At 39.7% G+C, this 14629-nt stretch carries 19 protein-coding genes and 1 pseudogene; 7 read left to right on the top strand and 13 right to left on the bottom strand.

Annotation, left to right across the window (positions count from 1 at the left end):
* Positions 1 to 52: 52 nt before the first annotated feature.
* From KV40_RS10660 to KV40_RS10640, 5 genes are all read right to left on the bottom strand, one after another.
* Positions 53 to 859, bottom strand: a complete 807-nt coding sequence (locus KV40_RS10660) for a glutaredoxin (RefSeq protein ID WP_036480945.1) — start codon at positions 857 to 859, stop codon at positions 53 to 55.
* A gap of 123 nt (positions 860 to 982) precedes the next feature.
* Complete coding sequence (locus tag KV40_RS10655) at positions 983 to 1267, bottom strand: type II toxin-antitoxin system VapC family toxin (RefSeq protein ID WP_052055538.1); 285 nt, start codon at positions 1265 to 1267, stop codon at positions 983 to 985.
* A 76-nt stretch (positions 1268 to 1343) separates the two neighbouring features.
* On the bottom strand, positions 1344 to 1613 hold the full coding sequence (locus KV40_RS10650) for a type II toxin-antitoxin system Phd/YefM family antitoxin (RefSeq protein ID WP_036480943.1): 270 nt from the start codon (positions 1611 to 1613) through the stop codon (positions 1344 to 1346).
* A 59-nt stretch (positions 1614 to 1672) separates the two neighbouring features.
* Entirely contained in the window at positions 1673 to 3133 is a 1461-nt protein-coding gene (locus tag KV40_RS10645) for a multicopper oxidase family protein (RefSeq protein WP_036480941.1), read from the bottom strand.
* 1 nt (position 3134) lies between these two features.
* A complete protein-coding gene (locus KV40_RS10640) occupies positions 3135 to 3677 on the bottom strand; it encodes a DUF411 domain-containing protein (RefSeq protein ID WP_036480939.1) in 543 nt (180 codons plus the stop codon).
* Positions 3678 to 3840: 163 nt separating this feature from the next.
* Here KV40_RS10640 and KV40_RS10635 point away from each other — a divergent pair, with 163 nt between their 5' ends.
* Positions 3841 to 4359 (top strand): GrpB family protein, encoded by a 519-nt coding sequence (locus KV40_RS10635; protein WP_036480937.1) that lies wholly within the window; start codon positions 3841 to 3843, stop codon positions 4357 to 4359.
* 9 nt (positions 4360 to 4368) lie between these two features.
* Here KV40_RS10635 and KV40_RS10630 read toward each other — a convergent pair whose 3' ends face one another.
* From KV40_RS10630 to KV40_RS10615, 4 genes are all read right to left on the bottom strand, one after another.
* Positions 4369 to 4908, bottom strand: a complete 540-nt coding sequence (locus tag KV40_RS10630) for a DUF3122 domain-containing protein (protein ID WP_036480932.1) — start codon at positions 4906 to 4908, stop codon at positions 4369 to 4371.
* 130 nt (positions 4909 to 5038) lie between these two features.
* Positions 5039 to 5647: a Crp/Fnr family transcriptional regulator gene (locus KV40_RS10625; protein WP_036480930.1), complete on the bottom strand. Its 609-nt coding sequence runs from the start codon at positions 5645 to 5647 to the stop codon at positions 5039 to 5041.
* A gap of 76 nt (positions 5648 to 5723) precedes the next feature.
* Positions 5724 to 6278, bottom strand: a complete 555-nt coding sequence (locus tag KV40_RS10620) for a sterol desaturase family protein (protein WP_253274226.1) — start codon at positions 6276 to 6278, stop codon at positions 5724 to 5726.
* Positions 6279 to 6328: 50 nt separating this feature from the next.
* Positions 6329 to 6667: a P-II family nitrogen regulator gene (locus tag KV40_RS10615; protein ID WP_036480928.1), complete on the bottom strand. Its 339-nt coding sequence runs from the start codon at positions 6665 to 6667 to the stop codon at positions 6329 to 6331.
* Between the two features lie 147 nt (positions 6668 to 6814).
* Here KV40_RS10615 and KV40_RS10610 point away from each other — a divergent pair, with 147 nt between their 5' ends.
* Positions 6815 to 7297, top strand: a complete 483-nt coding sequence (locus KV40_RS10610; RefSeq protein ID WP_036480926.1) for a CYTH domain-containing protein — start codon at positions 6815 to 6817, stop codon at positions 7295 to 7297.
* Positions 7298 to 7331: 34 nt separating this feature from the next.
* On the opposite strand, the gene KV40_RS10605 is transcribed toward KV40_RS10610, so the two are convergent.
* Positions 7332 to 7907, bottom strand: coding sequence for a Uma2 family endonuclease (locus KV40_RS10605; protein WP_036480924.1), 576 nt, complete (start codon positions 7905 to 7907; stop codon positions 7332 to 7334).
* Between the two features lie 142 nt (positions 7908 to 8049).
* On the opposite strand from KV40_RS10605, the gene KV40_RS10600 reads away from it, so the two are divergent.
* Positions 8050 to 8343, top strand: coding sequence for a hypothetical protein (locus tag KV40_RS10600; protein ID WP_036480923.1), 294 nt, complete (start codon positions 8050 to 8052; stop codon positions 8341 to 8343).
* On the opposite strand, the gene nadC is transcribed toward KV40_RS10600, so the two are convergent.
* From nadC to KV40_RS10585, 3 genes are all read right to left on the bottom strand, one after another.
* Positions 8303 to 9172, bottom strand: coding sequence for a carboxylating nicotinate-nucleotide diphosphorylase (gene nadC / locus KV40_RS10595; protein WP_036480921.1), 870 nt, complete (start codon positions 9170 to 9172; stop codon positions 8303 to 8305). The two genes, KV40_RS10600 and nadC, sit on opposite strands and share 41 nt — an antisense overlap.
* 36 nt (positions 9173 to 9208) lie before the next feature.
* Positions 9209 to 9679: a thiol-disulfide oxidoreductase DCC family protein gene (locus tag KV40_RS10590; protein WP_036480919.1), complete on the bottom strand. Its 471-nt coding sequence runs from the start codon at positions 9677 to 9679 to the stop codon at positions 9209 to 9211.
* 131 nt (positions 9680 to 9810) lie between these two features.
* Positions 9811 to 11013: a glycosyltransferase family 4 protein gene (locus KV40_RS10585; RefSeq protein ID WP_036480917.1), complete on the bottom strand. Its 1203-nt coding sequence runs from the start codon at positions 11011 to 11013 to the stop codon at positions 9811 to 9813.
* Between the two features lie 97 nt (positions 11014 to 11110).
* On the opposite strand from KV40_RS10585, the gene KV40_RS10580 reads away from it, so the two are divergent.
* From KV40_RS10580 to KV40_RS32090, 4 genes and pseudogenes are all read left to right on the top strand, one after another.
* Positions 11111 to 11710 carry a DUF1517 domain-containing protein gene (locus KV40_RS10580; protein ID WP_036480915.1) on the top strand — a complete coding sequence of 200 codons (600 nt, stop codon included), beginning with the start codon at positions 11111 to 11113 and terminating at the stop codon, positions 11708 to 11710.
* Positions 11711 to 11845: 135 nt separating this feature from the next.
* The gene (locus tag KV40_RS10575) at positions 11846 to 12376 is read left to right on the top strand and encodes a COP23 domain-containing protein (protein WP_036480914.1); all 531 of its coding nucleotides are present in this window, start codon (positions 11846 to 11848) and stop codon (positions 12374 to 12376) included.
* 182 nt (positions 12377 to 12558) lie between these two features.
* Positions 12559 to 13563: a hypothetical protein gene (locus KV40_RS10570; protein WP_216595594.1), complete on the top strand. Its 1005-nt coding sequence runs from the start codon at positions 12559 to 12561 to the stop codon at positions 13561 to 13563.
* A gap of 39 nt (positions 13564 to 13602) precedes the next feature.
* Positions 13603 to 14629, top strand: a pseudogene (locus tag KV40_RS32090) (hypothetical protein); the annotation flags it as partial.

Raw genomic sequence — 14629 nt, 5'->3', positions numbered from 1 at the left:
GATCGCATTGTTACTGGCGATCGCTTCTAATCATAACGATAATTTTAGGTATTTAATTATTTGCATCCTGCAAGCGAACAATAGCGTTTGGTTCGACTTCTTTGTGTTTTACCGATTCTGCTTCTCCCGTAGTGGTAGAAAAAATAAGTACGGCACCCATAATTGCCATAATCGCATTTTCAGCAAAGCTAACAATGCCCAATGGCGTTCTCGAACCTCCACCGACACAGGCACAGTTAAGGTCTAACTTATCGATATAGACTGCTTTAAATACCGAAATTCCGCCACTAACACCAATTGCTAGAGAAGCTATTCCCGTTACCAAGGGTGCTACGCCTGATAAAAAGCCCAGTCCAATCGCCAGTTCGGCAAAAGGATATACTTTGGCATAGGGTCTGATTCTTTTGGTAATTAAATCGTATTTCTCAAACCCTTGGGCAAAAGATTCGATATCCATTAGTTTGAGAGATGCTAGCAGGGAAAGAGAGTAACCCATAAACCCCGTTATGCCCATCGTAGTAGCTAAAGCCAACAGTCCTGCGGTAGAAAATACGGCAATAACGGGAACGTAGGAAGTTTCTTCTTCATCACTTTCTACTTCTACATCTAATTTGTCAGCCAAGTCTGTATAACCGCCAATTCTCTCCTCACCAAAAAATATCTGCGGTGTGGTCTTTACATTGTGTTTGGCTTTAAACGAATCTATTTCTTCACGAGATCGCAGTTTGTGGTCTTCAAATTCAATTTCTTTATCTTGAAGTAAATTAACTGCTTTTACTCCCCAGGGACATTCGTGTTCGGGGGTCAACATTCGATATAGTCTAACTTTTTGCGCGTTTAAAGTATCTAAATTAGCCATAGCTTTACTTAGAACGGTTTTGATTGGTGATAAATATAGTTTAGAGTCTATAGTTGACTATAGAGTCAAGCGTTTTGTCGGACTAAATTTACTAAGATATTTGAAGTTATTACTACTAACGCACTAAAACAAGACAGAAACATCGTATTTATGAAATATAGTATCTGAAGTCACAATAGTTAGATTTTCAATGATTGCCTGTGTAATAATCATGCGATCGAAAGGATCTTTGTGATGTAGTGGAAGAGAGCCAGCATCAATTGCATGAATCGGCTTAATATCTATAATTTTGATATTATCTTGAGGACATTCTCTTTCTACTAATTTATTAAGAGGTTGAGGTATAGTTAGTTTACCATTGCTAACTTTGATACTTAGTTTCCAAAGAGTCACTACTGATAAGGGCATCTAGCTGTTGTTGGCTGAGTTTTTGAGTATCGCCTAACCACCATAACCAGCAACAAGTATCTAACAACAACCTCATTTATTCTTCCCCGTAAAATAATCCCATCATTTCTTTATCTAATTCATTAAAGTCATCACTGATATAAATTTGATTAGTCAGCCTTCCTGGTACACGTAGCGTCAGCCATGCCGTAGGCTTTTCGCTTTCGTCTTTAGATGGATGATAAGGAACAAGCTTGGCAACGGGTACACCACGATTGGCAATAGTAAATTCTTCTCCTAAAGCCACTCGTGACAATAGTTTTGATAGTTGAGTTTTAGCCTCATGAATGTTAATTGGTTCGTTCATAAAACATTAAACTAAGTTTGTAAACTAAGTTTAACATCAGCGACATAATTGGTATTTGCTTAAGCTTCGATCGCTAAATTGCCCATCATGCCTAAATCTTCGTGGTCGAGAACGTGACAGTGATATACAGTTTTACCCGCAAAATCATTAAAAGGTATGCGGATACGGACGGTTTCGCCTCTTTTAACCAGTACTGTATCTCGCCAGGCAAGTAATGATTCGGGTTTGCCGTTGCGACTGATAACTTGAAAAGCATTACCGTGAATGTGAAAGGGATGATCCATTACTCCTGTATTAGCAATTTCCCAATCTTCGATGGTATTAAGTTTGACTTGAGTATCGGTGCGATCGCGCTCGTATGGCTTACCATTAATTAGAAATGCCATGCCTACAGTGGGATTCATGCCATGATTGAGTTCAAAGCGTCTTAATACCTCTGGTTCTGGTAATTTAGCAATGGAATTAAGTTTAGTAGGTAGAGTAGTTGAAATTAAAGACTTGTAGTCGATTGTTGCCAGAGCGATCGGTTCGTCGGAATCGTTATTACCCATCATACCGCCGCCCATCATACCACCACCCATCATGCCCATACTGCCGCGATCGTAAGGTAGATTAAGCAAGCGATATTGTCCTGGTTTGTCTCCTTTTACTAAAACTTCGGCTCTTTGTCCTGGTGTGAGTAGTAATTCACTAAGTTCTACTGGCTTATTTAATGCACCCCCATCAGTAGCAATTTGATAAAAAGAATGTTTTTCTAATGCCAGCCGATAAAAACGGGAGGGAGAAGCATTAAGAATTCGCAACCGTAGCAATCTTTTGGCTGATGATGAAATAGTAGGCTCGATCGAGCCATTAACTATAATGATGTCGCCTTCTCTACCTGACATCAAAGACATGTGCATCGATCCCATCAAACTGCCATCATTGTCTAATGCAAAGTCTTGCAGGACTAAGAACTCTTCTTGTGCGGCTTTTATTTCGGGAATGTTGTCTAGTTCGCCACGCACGACAAATAAACCTGCCAACCCACCAAATAGCTGTTCGGCTACCAAACCATGTAAATGAGGATGATACCAAAAGGTTCCTGCTGGATGATTGGCAGGAATTTGAAACTCGTAAGTATGTTTATTACCTGGTTCTATTTTTAAAAAGACATTATCTGCATTACCCGTAATGGGAATGTGCAACCCGTGAAAGTGAATATTAGTTGGTTGAGTCAGATTATTAGTAAAGTGAATGCGAACTTTGTCTCCTGGTTTAGCTTCCAAACGGGGTGCGGGAACTTGCCCATTATAAGCCAACAAATATGCTTGCTTTCCATTTAAATCGATGGGATATTCCCTGGCTTCCAGGTTTAGTTCCAAGAGTCCGTTACTGCTTTGATACACTGGTGGCAGACTGTCTGAGGCTTGTGAGATTGAACTATTAGAAGTTCCTCTTAACAACCAGTTGCTCAACCAAGCTGTTCCCGCACCAGCAACACCTAAAATAACGAACCGACGGCGATCTATATTAACCATATCAATAAGATTGATATTCTTTAAATACTTGCACTTCACCCCTTTCGTTAAACGACAGTACTTGAAAGGGTTGTTTTTTATCTCCTGCTTCCATTCCTGGTGTTCCCAAAGGCATTCCAGGTACGGCTAAACCTACTGCATCGGGTTGGGCAGCGAGAAAACGTTTGATGTCGTCAGCAGGAATATGTCCCTCCATCACATAGCCGTCGATAATAGTCGTATGACATGAAGCTAGCTGGGGAGGTACGCCGTATTTTTGCTTAATAGCTTCCATGTCTTCAGTTTTGATATCTTTAACTTTAAAATCGTGTTTTTGGGCATGTTCGACCCATATTCCGCAGCAACCACAGTTAGGGCTACGATATACGGTCATATCTAATGTTCCCCGATAATCTGATACTGTTTCTCGATCCCAAACGTTGACGCGATCGCCTGTATTGCTATTGGCATTACTTTCAGCAGAAAAATAACCCGTTCCCAAGGTTGCTATTAAAGCAATTCCTAATATTGTTAATAGCGATCGCTTTTTCCAAAGTTTTGACATATTATTTGCTCTCTAAGTAATTTTTTACCAAATTAAATGTCTATCTTAAACTCTATAGCCAACTAGAGAGTCAACCGAGCGATCGAATATCTGTAATATATACTTGAGTCTAAAAACACTCTGGCGATCGCCCAACAATTCTCAATCGATATTTTTTCGACTTATGAAAGTAGAAGTCGTTCCCCATAACCCTCAATGGAAAAATGCTTTTAAAGTTGAGTCAAAGCAGATAGCTAAAGCTATTGGTGAAAACATTATTACCATTCACCATATTGGCAGCACCGCTATTTCTACAATTTACGCCAAACCGATTATCGATTTTTTGGTAGAAGTTAGCGATCTTGCTTTAGTAGATGAACGTAATACGGAAATGGAAGCGTTGGGATATGAAGCGATGGGAGAATTTGGTATAAAAAATCGTCGCTATTTCCGCAAGCATAATTTATTGGGCATTAGAACCCATCATGTTCATATTTTTGAAGTAAACTCGCCAGAAGTAAAGCGACATTTAGCATTTCGAGATTATCTTATCGCCTATCCTCAAGTTGCTTGGGAATACAGCGCTCTCAAGCGTAAACTAGCCCAAAAATATCCTGAAGACATAGAAGGATATATGGATGGCAAAGATAGATTTATTAAAGATATCGAAAAAAAGGCAGTTAAATGGTATGGCGATCGCTAAACTAAATAATTAACTTTCAATTTCTTTAGCTAACAGTTGCCACTCAGTTAATATCTGTTGGGAAATTTTTAAAGACAAATCGCGATCGCTTTGGAGAGTAATGACTAATTTTAAACTGCCTTTTTGGGGAAACTGCGATATTATCTCGGTTACGTCGTATTGACCGACATTGTTAGCGGGAGCAGAATTAGCATAAGCATCGGTTGCCGTTAAAACTTTACCTTCAGAAGTAATAATTTCTAGCGATCGCGGATGAGCGAATTTTACCAACCCAGGAAAGCCAACCAAACGTAAATAATATTTAGTTGCTGCCTGTTTGTCGGGAAACAAGACTACTTGCCAAGCATTACCCTGTTTGTCTTTCAGCGAATCTTGGGCGTGATAGCGCAATACTCCAGGCGTTTCGTGGTGTTGTCTCAAGACTGCGTTTGCTGGCAGACAAAACATTGAAGCAGTAACAGAAATTAATAACGCCAGTCCAATTGCAAGAAAAACTTTTTTGAGTCGAACCAAACAAAATTTAATTGCTTTCAATAAATACACCGACATAAATTACGGTCATTTTGATAATAAAAAAAGGTACGATTTGCACCTTTAATTAAAAATATAGCAATCCCAAATGATTCATGAGAAAATTTATCTTGCCTCTTGCGTCTTGCTTCTTGGCTCTTGCCTTTTTCTATTGTTTAGACTTAACGACAATATGGCGATCGCCATCGATATCGATCCAGCCTTTATCTAAAATTTCGCCTAAAACTCTGGTAATAGTTACTCTAGTAGTACAGATAATATCTGCTAAATTTTGATGGGTAAAACGAATTTGGATGCGCGTACCTTCAGCTACAGCTTGTCCTATTTCTTGTTTGAGAAGACATAATAATTCCCACAAACGATCTTCTACTTTTCTCAAACCAACGATCGCCAGCAACTCCTCAGATTTAATCAGGCGATCGCTTAACTGAGCTAATAACTGACGGGACAAAAGAGGGTTTTTTCCGATCTCTTGGGGTGTGTAATATCGAACATAGACATTGCTAAGCGCAACAGCACGATAGATCTGGTTCTCGTATCCCAAGCTACTGAAAGCTGAATTAACAGTTGCCCATCCCAAAATTACTTCTTTACCTCTGTGGCTAATTCTACTCAATTGAACTACGCCGCGATAAACTTGCCAAATTCCAGTATCTGAAAGAGGTACTTCCTCACCCTTCTCGTATAGCTGGAGGAGCAGATCTTGTTTTTTAGCTTTGAAATAACGATCTGAGACAAGTTTCTCTGATAGAAGCATGATAGTTGTGTTGTTTCGCAGTTACCTCTATCAATCGAGCTTAAGTAATCAAGGTAAACAAAACTCAATCTTTTGGTTAAGCTTTGGATATCTTAGAATGCCGATAGTATTTTCGTTTAATAGTTAGCAAAAATTTCATCCAAACTCTAGCGGGGCGATCGTAGAAAGTAAAAATATCACCATAAGCTAAGTTAGCATCTTGATGATGCAGCCAATGTTGTTCGGGAGTAGTAATAAACAACAGTTTACAGGCTATGGCGATCGCTTTAGGGGTTTGCCAATTAATAATTGAAACGTGTCGCCAAATTACGTGTAGCTCACCTAAAATTATTCCTAATAACGAACCAATTGGAGATATTTGCCAGCTAAAAGGAAGAAAAACAAAATAAGGTAACGCGCCTAAAAAACCATCTATAAGCACTAATGGGTTTTTGGTTAATACCGCATAATGAATAAAGCTACGATTTTTGCCATGATGAACAATACTATGAAATTTGCCAAAAACGTGTTCGGGAACGTGGTACAAAAAGGTCGATAAAAAGTCTCCTATTAATAATATTGATAGAGCAACAGAAAAAGTTTTAAGTAAAATCACAGCTAACACCTCAAATACAGACGCTAGCTTAGTCACTTCAAGTTAAGACCTATTTAAAAGCAATTTAAATTATTATTACTATTAAGTTAAATTGCCGCAGTTCCAGTTTCTTTAGTTCTAATTCTAATAATTTCGGCAACTGGAGAAACAAAAATTTTACCATCTCCAATAGCACCAGTACGCCCTGCCGAAGAAATTTCTCGCACGACTAAATCTACTTGTTCGTCTTCTACTACTACTTCTATTTTAATTTTAGTAATAAATTCAGACTGATATTCTTGACCTCGGTAACGAGTTGTCAGTCCTTTCTGACGACCAAAACTTTTGACTTCAGACATAGTCATACCGATAACTCCCGCACTAACTAAAGCTAGTTTAACGTCGTCAAGTTTATGTGAATGAATTATTGCCGCTACTTTTTTCAATTGCCTTTTCCTTATATATTATTGCTGTTATTCTCTTACCAAAGTTTATTAAAATAATAATAAAATTCGATTATATGTATTAATTATTTAACTTTTCTATTTTTTAGCCTATAGTGTTTTTTAGTTTTGTATTTTTAAATATTAACAATGCCGCAAGAAATCGAACGTAAATTTTTAGTTAAAGGGAATGATTGGCGTAAGCTATCTGAAGGAGTTCCATATTCTCAAGGCTATATTTCTACTACGGGCAAACAAACCGTTAGAGTTAGAACTGTTGGCGATCGCGGCTTTATAACTATTAAAGGACCTCGTGAGGGGATTTCGAGAGCCGAGTTTGAATATTCCATCCCCTATCAAGATGCAATTGAAATTCTTGATACTTTGTGCGATCGCCCGTTAATTAAAAAAACTAGATATAAAATACCTGTAGATGATGTTGTCTGGGAAGTAGATGAATTTGCTGGCGAAAATGAAGGGTTGGTTATTGCTGAAGTAGAACTGCTAGACGAACAACAAACTATAGACTTACCAGACTGGATCGATCGCGAAGTAGACGACCCTAAATACTTTAATGCAAATTTAGCCAAACATCCCTATAGTCAATGGCAAGAAAAACAGAACATAATGTAAATATGTATGCGACTTGAAACGTTGCACCGATAAGTTAAAAAATATTAGATAAATCTAATACAAAGTCAGGTAAAATATCTTCACCAGATAAAGTCTGAGGCGAATTTAATAACTCTACATCTTGCTCTAAGCGATAGATTTCTACCTGTTTGGCTTCAGGATTAATCAACCAACTTAGCCTAACTCCATTAGCGAGATACTCACTCATTTTTGCTTGCGTATTAACTAAATAATCGCTAGGAGACATTAATTCTAATGCAAAATCAGGTGCGAGAGGAATAAACTTTTGTTTTTGTTCTGAGGTAAGACTATTCCAGCGTTCTCGTTCAATCCAAGAAACATCGGGAGAACGATTGGCACCGTTGGGTAGTTTGTAACCTGTTGACGAATCAAACACCTCTCCTAACTTAGTTCGTTCGTTCCAAACAATGAATTTGGCAATTAATTTAGCGTTTCGTTTTCCTGTTTCTCCGCCAGGAGGTGACATGACAATAATTTCTCCATCGGCATTACGTTCAAATTTGGTATCGGGATTATGAATACACAGTTGATAGAACTGTTCCTCGCTAATGTCGATGATGGAGTTGAAGTTAACTGTAATCGCAGTCATGGGATTTATTCCCCAAAAACTATTTATTTGTATTTTAAAAGATCGAAGCAAGATCTATTCTCTTAGCAGATTCTACGGAAGTCTACAGGTAGGTTTGGAAATTAAGATTGTGGAGACACTGCATTTTTAGTCTCTACAGATTATGGAACATGGAATTGTACACAAACTTACACCAGAACAAGAAGAACTGGAAAAGAAAAAGCTAGAACTAGCAACATTAGAAACAGAACTAGCCGAAAAAGAGTTAAATCTGGCGACTTTTCAAGCAGAATTAAATGCTTTTGAACAAGAATATATGCGAGTTATTGGCGTTCGCTATAAAGAACTAGAACGCATCAAAGCTCAAATTAATAAATATATGGCACTTATAGAAAAGTTCCCCATTGTTGGGAAATTTAGGAGGCAACCATTTTCATGCTTAAATCCAACCAGCTAGAACGAGTAATAGGCGCACTGCTAGATATATAATCAACTCCTGTTTCAGCAACGTCGCGGATATTATCTAAAGTAATGTTACCCGAAGCTTCGCTCTTAACGCGATCGCTTTTCTGTTTAATTAATCTTACTGACTGTTGCATCATCTCTACAGTCATATTGTCCAGCATAATCAAATCCGCACCGTGTTCTAAGGCTTCTTCTACCTGCGCTAGAGTTTCGGTTTCTACTTCAATTTTTAAAGAATAAGGGACGCGAGGACGAATTTGGGCGATCGCTTGGGCTATTCCTCCTGCGGCAACGATATGATTATCCTTAATCATTACGCCGTCATCCAAACCCATTCTCTGGTTGATTGCACCGCCTACCTGAGTAGCATATTTTTCTAATATTCTCAATCCTGGGGTAGTCTTACGAGTATCGGCTAGCTGTGTTGGTAAATCTTCAATTTCGGTAACGAATTTATTGGTTAAAGTAGCAATACCGCTTAAAGACATTGCTAAATTTATTGCTACTCTTTCCCCCATTAACAATCCAGCTAAAGAGCCTTCAATAATAGCCAACTTCTGCTGGCGATCGCAATACTGTCCTTCTGCGACTAAAGGTTTAAACTTAATATCTTTATCGAGTATCTGAAAAACTCTTGCTGCTATGGGTAATCCAGCAATGATACCCGCTTCTTTAGCAATCCAGTAAGCTTGCCGATTTTCATTGGAATTTAGCAAACTTTGGGTAGTGCGATCGCCCCGTCCAATATCTTCTCGCAGCCAATCTTCAAGAGTGCGATCGAGCAATAAAAATGATGGCAGTACCGCAGTAGAGTTTTTCATAAAAGTAGAAGACGTTTCGCGAAACGTCCGTACGAGTTAGTCCAAGCGACATCTTTCAGACTGACACTGCTGTTGTTCGCGTTCGGCAATGATAGTTGATAAATCTGGTCTGCCTGTCAATTTTAGCCGCCAATTAGCCCATATACCGTAAATCCAATCAGCAATCTTACCAATTATAGGCAGTTTGGTCGCAGCGTACACCCAACCAATCCCCAATTCTTCATAAACGCGCCGAAACACTTCTAGATCTCTAATAACCATACCGTCTGGTAAAACAGCATGTATTCTTCCCATTGCCGTAGCAAAATCGACACCTTCGTTAGCTTCTGGATCGTAGTCGAGATCGGCAATATCGACAAATTTAATAATCCCTCTCCCTGCATCGCGTTGGCGTAAAAAATTAACCTCACGCATACACAACGGACATTGACCGTCATATAAAAGTTTAATTTTCCATTGTGGATTAGAAATATCTTTTAGTTCCGATTTAGTTTTAGAAGCTGTCATTAAAAAAATTTGAGTATATATTTTGCTCTCTTTATTAATCGTAGCGTTTGTATAAAGTTTATTTAAGAAAAAATAAGAAATAAGTTTATTGAAATTAGATCGAGCTAAAAATCTTCTTCTCTCTTCTTCCTTTATTTTTTCATCCATTCCAAGTGTTGGGGAAGTAGCTTATTAATATCATAGCGATCGACGATGGTTTGTCGGGCAGCAGCGCGGATTTTTGCCATTTTAGTAAGATTATCCAAAGCTTCGATAACGCGATCGCTAATTTGTGATGGAGAAAAGAAATCGACGAGTAAACCATTAACTCCATCTTCAATAACTTCTGTTACTGGTGCGGTATCGGAAGCCACGATTAAACATCCAGCAGATAAAGCTTCCAACATCGACCAAGACAGGACAAAAGGACGGGTTAAATATACGTGAACTGAAGAAGCTTGTAATACCTGTAAGTATTCTCCATACGGTAGTAATCCTGTAAAATGTACCCGACTAAGATCTAAAGGAAATTTTTCTAGCATCGCCTCTTTATAGGTTTTATCATCGGGCAAAGACTTACCGTAGGCGACTCGATCTTGCCCGACAATAACAAAATGACATTGGGGTCTTTTTGCTTGCAAAATCGCAATAGTCTCAATTAGTTGGGGAAAACCGCGATAGGGTTCCATGCCTCTGGCTACATAGGTAATAACTTCATCTACTGCCGATAGGTCTAAATTAATTCGCGGTAAAACTAATTTTGCTCCAGGCTGTGGTTGAAAATATTGAATATCGATACCGTCATGATGTACTTTTATCTTGCTGTGATATTCAACGGGAAACTGCAAACGCTGCCAATTAGTAGGGGACAATCCGCGATCGCAACTATATAAATCTATTAATATGGGAGCATTTTTAATTCTAATTCGTGCTTCATCATCGGCATTTATCGGATCGCTAGGGTCAAAACTGGCATCGGAACCATGTGCGCGATAAAACCATTCAAAATAGCAAAGTAGTTTGGTTTGGGGAAAAATATCTTTCATAAATAATGTCGGTCCCCATCCCGAATGACCGTAAACAATATCGGGAATAAATCCTTCGTCTTTGAGTTTTTGAGCGATGCGATATACACCTTGCGCTTCTAAAACCGCACTTTCTAAAGGTCTTACGTAATGATGGGTTTCTGGTCGGACATTACGAGACTTTTCGTAAATTGCCTTAACGACTCCTTGCATTTGTCCTTCGCGGCGATTGGTGCCAAACACGATTTGATGTTTGCCTTCTTTGGCTAGAGCGGCAGCTAAATGACGAAACTGTGCGGGAAAGTTGGGATGGAGAAATAAGATACGCATAACCGAAAAATTTACTATTTACGACCAAATTATTTTAAATAATTAAAATCTGCCAACTATGATAAGAAATTAGTAGTGTTCGATTTTTCGTAAAAGTATGAGTTCCTGGCGCGATCGCTTCAATCATTTTAGCGGCAAAACCCGCTTTGTCGTTTCTCGTCTGTTTATTCATCTGGCAGGACAAGAAATTGCACCATTGCTAGGGGTTTTCAATCAAGTTGCTAGAGAAACAGTAGATGCCGATGGAGATTTGGAAGTTTTAGGTGAAGGATTAGTAACAGTTTGTCAAAATCTTTTACAAATGAATACTTATTGGCAAGCTGCGGGCAATGAAGGAGATGTTTTCTGGAATGAAGGAGATGCTGCTGACTACATTAACGAGTTATTTACCGACTCTGGGCAAAGATATCTTAGTGAAGTAGATTTTACTCAACTACAAGCAGATGAACCTCTATCATTACCAGTAACGAAAAACTTAGTAGTCATATTGGTTGTAGCTTACGAAGGAGAAGTAGCCGACCTGGAAACTAATCTAGCAGACATTGAAGCCTTAGAATACGGGCTCAAAGCCTTAATCGACCTTCACTACCAAGAAAAATTGAGAGCAATTCAAATTCATTTTTCTCCTGCAAAGTTAGGAGACGAACTCAATGACGAACAGTTATTGGTTAATTTTCCCGAATTAGTACCACTTTAGTGTTAAATTAAACTACAAAATTTAATAGTTTGTATTAGCTTCACAAATTTAGTGAAATAATGAACAATATACAGTGTAGTTTCGTCAAAAATACCTAGACAGAAATCTACAAAAAATACCAACACTTACAGTGTGATGAATAATAAACATCTTTACCTGGCAATTGTTACTGGCGCGATCGCTCTGAGTACAACATCCATACAGGCGAAAGAAAGCTACAGTCAAAATACTAGCGACACTATCTTTGTATGTGCCACGGAGATTGAAACGCCTACTATGTTCGCTTTTACTCCTGGAAATGTCAAGCTTACTCCAATAATTAGCTGGCATCAAGAATATCTATTACCAGACCAGTCAGCCACCGAAGTCTGTCAACAAACGGCAACTAAGCTTCAAGAAATTAATCGACAACAAGCAGAGCAAAAACAAGAATATTATCTGAAAACCGAGCTACAAGGAGATCGCTCATTGGTTTGTGCGGTATCAGAAAAAGACGCAACCTGTTCCTCTGATGACAGCGAAGAATTATTTAGCATCAATCCTAACTATGACGCTCCCTGCGTTCTCGACAATCGCGATCCCTTAGAATGTGTCGCTCTCGGTAGAGTTAGAGGTGTTTACAGTAGTATTGATACTCCCTATCAGCCTAGCTGGTGGCCCTGGTAGTTGACACTTCTAATAGTTTTTCTGGCAATCGCGCTTTGCGCGCTGCCTTCGGCAATCGCAAATAAATAATTTATATCGGGCAATAAAGAATATTCCAGAGTCAAAACTATTGGCTATAAATAACATTCACATTCGCTTTTTATAGTCAGGCGAATAAAAAAATCTGTTCGAGATCGAAATGAATGACATATAAAAAAATATTGCTAGGAGGAGTTTGTTTATTAGTTGCTGGTGTTGAATTTATTTTAGCCTTGAATCAGTCAGCTCAAGCTCAAGCAATAAACCAAAATCTCCGAGAGTTAAGAGTAAATAACCTGGATTTAGGCGATCGCCATAACAACCGACAATTACAGCGCAATTTTCCTGTATTAATAGGTATGAAAATAGCTGCCGAGCCACAAGAAACCGAGAATAATAATAGCGAAGGAGTACCAGCTTTACGCCGTCAACCATCAGAAGGAGAAGAGCAGTTTGAACCACAAAGAATACCTTTGCGCGTTCCTACTTTTTCTAACAGGAATTATCGGTCATCTCCTAGCGTTACCATCATTAATCCTTCGGGATATGGTGCTTCTTGGAGAAGTGTTGGTATTGGTGTAGGGTTTCAACAAAGAGCGCGTTTTCGCAGCGAATCGGATGGAGTAATTGGTTTGAGTTTTGGATTGGGAAATCCTCGCGAAAACATTGGCTTACAAGTTGGAGTCAGTCTGGTCGATGTCAGTGCGCCTTTTCGCGATGGTACGTTTAATCTCAAGCTACATCGTCGCTTACCCAGTAATTTTGCTGTGGCAGCTGGAGTTCAGGGAGCGACAACCTGGGGGAATACGGACGGTGGTTCTTCTGTCTATGGAGTTGTTACTAAAAGATTTGCTCTGCGTCAAGATGTAACTAAGCCATTTAGTGAAATTTACACATCTATTGGCGTTGGTGGCGGACAATTTCGTTCGGAATCTGATATCGAAAATGGAGATGAAACTGTAGGTGTGTTTAGCAGCATTGCTGTTAGAGCGATCGAGCCAATCAACATCGTGACCGAATGGACGGGTCAGGATTTAACTGTTGGAACTTCAATAGTTCCGTTCAAAAAGTTGCCAATAGTAATAGTACCTGCCGTTACAGATATCACGGGTTCGGCAGGAGACGGAGCTAGATTTGTAATTGGCGTGGGATATTCTTTCTCGTATTAAGTTTTAAGGTAATTTTATTTTTTAATAAAGTAAAAAAATATGAAGTTATTTCGGCTACTTTTAAATATCAGCATATTTCTTAATTGGTCTTTAATTGCGATCGCTCCAGTTCGTTCTCAATCGGGCAATATGTCGGATGTTACGCTTCCCAATCCAGGTGAAATAGTACCCGAACCAAATACCCCTGAAACGAATTCAGGAGGCGACACCTCAGGCACTCCTCAAGAGCAAGACAACATCGGTAGTGGCGACACCCCAGACGTAGCCGAGACTCCTGTAACTCCCGAGACTCCTGTAACTGAGACTCCCGAGACCCCTGTAACTGAAACTCCCGAGACTCCTGTAACTGAAACACCCGAAACCCCTGTAACTGAAACTCCTGGAACTTCCGAAATCCCTGGAACTCCCGAGACTCCTGTAACTGAAACCCCTGGAACTCCTGTAACTGAAACTCCCGAAACCCCTGTAACTGAAACTCCCGAGACTCCTGTAACTGAAACTCCTGTAACTGAGACTCCCGAGACTCCTGTAACTGAGACTCCTGGAACTTCCGAGACTCCTGTAACTCCCGAGACTCCCGAAACTCCTGTAACTGAAACACCCGAAACCCCTGTAACTGAAACTCCTGCAACTGAGACTCCTGTAACTGAGACTCCTGGAACTGGAACTCCCGAGACCCCTGTAACTGAAACTCCTGGAACTTCCGAGACTCCTGTAACTGAGACTCCCGAGACCCCTGTAACTGAAACTCCTGCAACTGAGACTCCTGTAACTGAGACTCCCGAAACCCCTGGAACTAAAACCCCTGGAACTCCCGAGACTCCTGTAACTGAGACTCCTGAAACCCCTGTAACAGAAACCCCTATAACTGAGACTCCCGAGACTCCTGGAACTAAAACTCCCGAAACCCCTGTAACTGAGACTCCTGGAACTGGAACTCCCGAGACCCCTGTAACTGAAACTCCTGGAACTTCCGAGACTCCTGTAACTGAGACTCCCGAAACCCCTGTAACTGAAACTCCTGGAACTTCCGAGACTCCTGTAACTGAGACTCCCGAAACCCCTG

Source organism: Myxosarcina sp. GI1, from assembly GCF_000756305.1.
Lineage (GTDB): Bacteria > Cyanobacteriota > Cyanobacteriia > Cyanobacteriales > Xenococcaceae > Myxosarcina.
This window is presented reverse-complemented; position numbering and strand designations above follow the sequence as displayed.

Coding starts and splice junctions, on each gene's coding strand:
- KV40_RS10575 (WP_036480914.1), top strand. CDS start 11,846: ATGAATAATAAACATCTTTACCTGGCAATTGTTACTGGCGCGATCGCT.
- KV40_RS10650 (WP_036480943.1), bottom strand. CDS start 1,613: ATGAACGAACCAATTAACATTCATGAGGCTAAAACTCAACTATCAAAA.
- KV40_RS10580 (WP_036480915.1), top strand. CDS start 11,111: ATGAGTTCCTGGCGCGATCGCTTCAATCATTTTAGCGGCAAAACCCGC.
- nadC (WP_036480921.1), bottom strand. CDS start 9,172: ATGAAAAACTCTACTGCGGTACTGCCATCATTTTTATTGCTCGATCGC.
- KV40_RS10585 (WP_036480917.1), bottom strand. CDS start 11,013: ATGCGTATCTTATTTCTCCATCCCAACTTTCCCGCACAGTTTCGTCAT.
- KV40_RS10640 (WP_036480939.1), bottom strand. CDS start 3,677: ATGTCAAAACTTTGGAAAAAGCGATCGCTATTAACAATATTAGGAATT.
- KV40_RS10600 (WP_036480923.1), top strand. CDS start 8,050: ATGGAACATGGAATTGTACACAAACTTACACCAGAACAAGAAGAACTG.
- KV40_RS10655 (WP_052055538.1), bottom strand. CDS start 1,267: ATGCCCTTATCAGTAGTGACTCTTTGGAAACTAAGTATCAAAGTTAGC.
- KV40_RS10570 (WP_216595594.1), top strand. CDS start 12,559: ATGACATATAAAAAAATATTGCTAGGAGGAGTTTGTTTATTAGTTGCT.
- KV40_RS10630 (WP_036480932.1), bottom strand. CDS start 4,908: ATGTCGGTGTATTTATTGAAAGCAATTAAATTTTGTTTGGTTCGACTC.
- KV40_RS10625 (WP_036480930.1), bottom strand. CDS start 5,647: ATGCTTCTATCAGAGAAACTTGTCTCAGATCGTTATTTCAAAGCTAAA.
- KV40_RS10635 (WP_036480937.1), top strand. CDS start 3,841: ATGAAAGTAGAAGTCGTTCCCCATAACCCTCAATGGAAAAATGCTTTT.
- KV40_RS10660 (WP_036480945.1), bottom strand. CDS start 859: ATGGCTAATTTAGATACTTTAAACGCGCAAAAAGTTAGACTATATCGA.
- KV40_RS10610 (WP_036480926.1), top strand. CDS start 6,815: ATGCCGCAAGAAATCGAACGTAAATTTTTAGTTAAAGGGAATGATTGG.
- KV40_RS10590 (WP_036480919.1), bottom strand. CDS start 9,679: ATGACAGCTTCTAAAACTAAATCGGAACTAAAAGATATTTCTAATCCA.
- KV40_RS10645 (WP_036480941.1), bottom strand. CDS start 3,133: ATGGTTAATATAGATCGCCGTCGGTTCGTTATTTTAGGTGTTGCTGGT.
- KV40_RS10605 (WP_036480924.1), bottom strand. CDS start 7,907: ATGACTGCGATTACAGTTAACTTCAACTCCATCATCGACATTAGCGAG.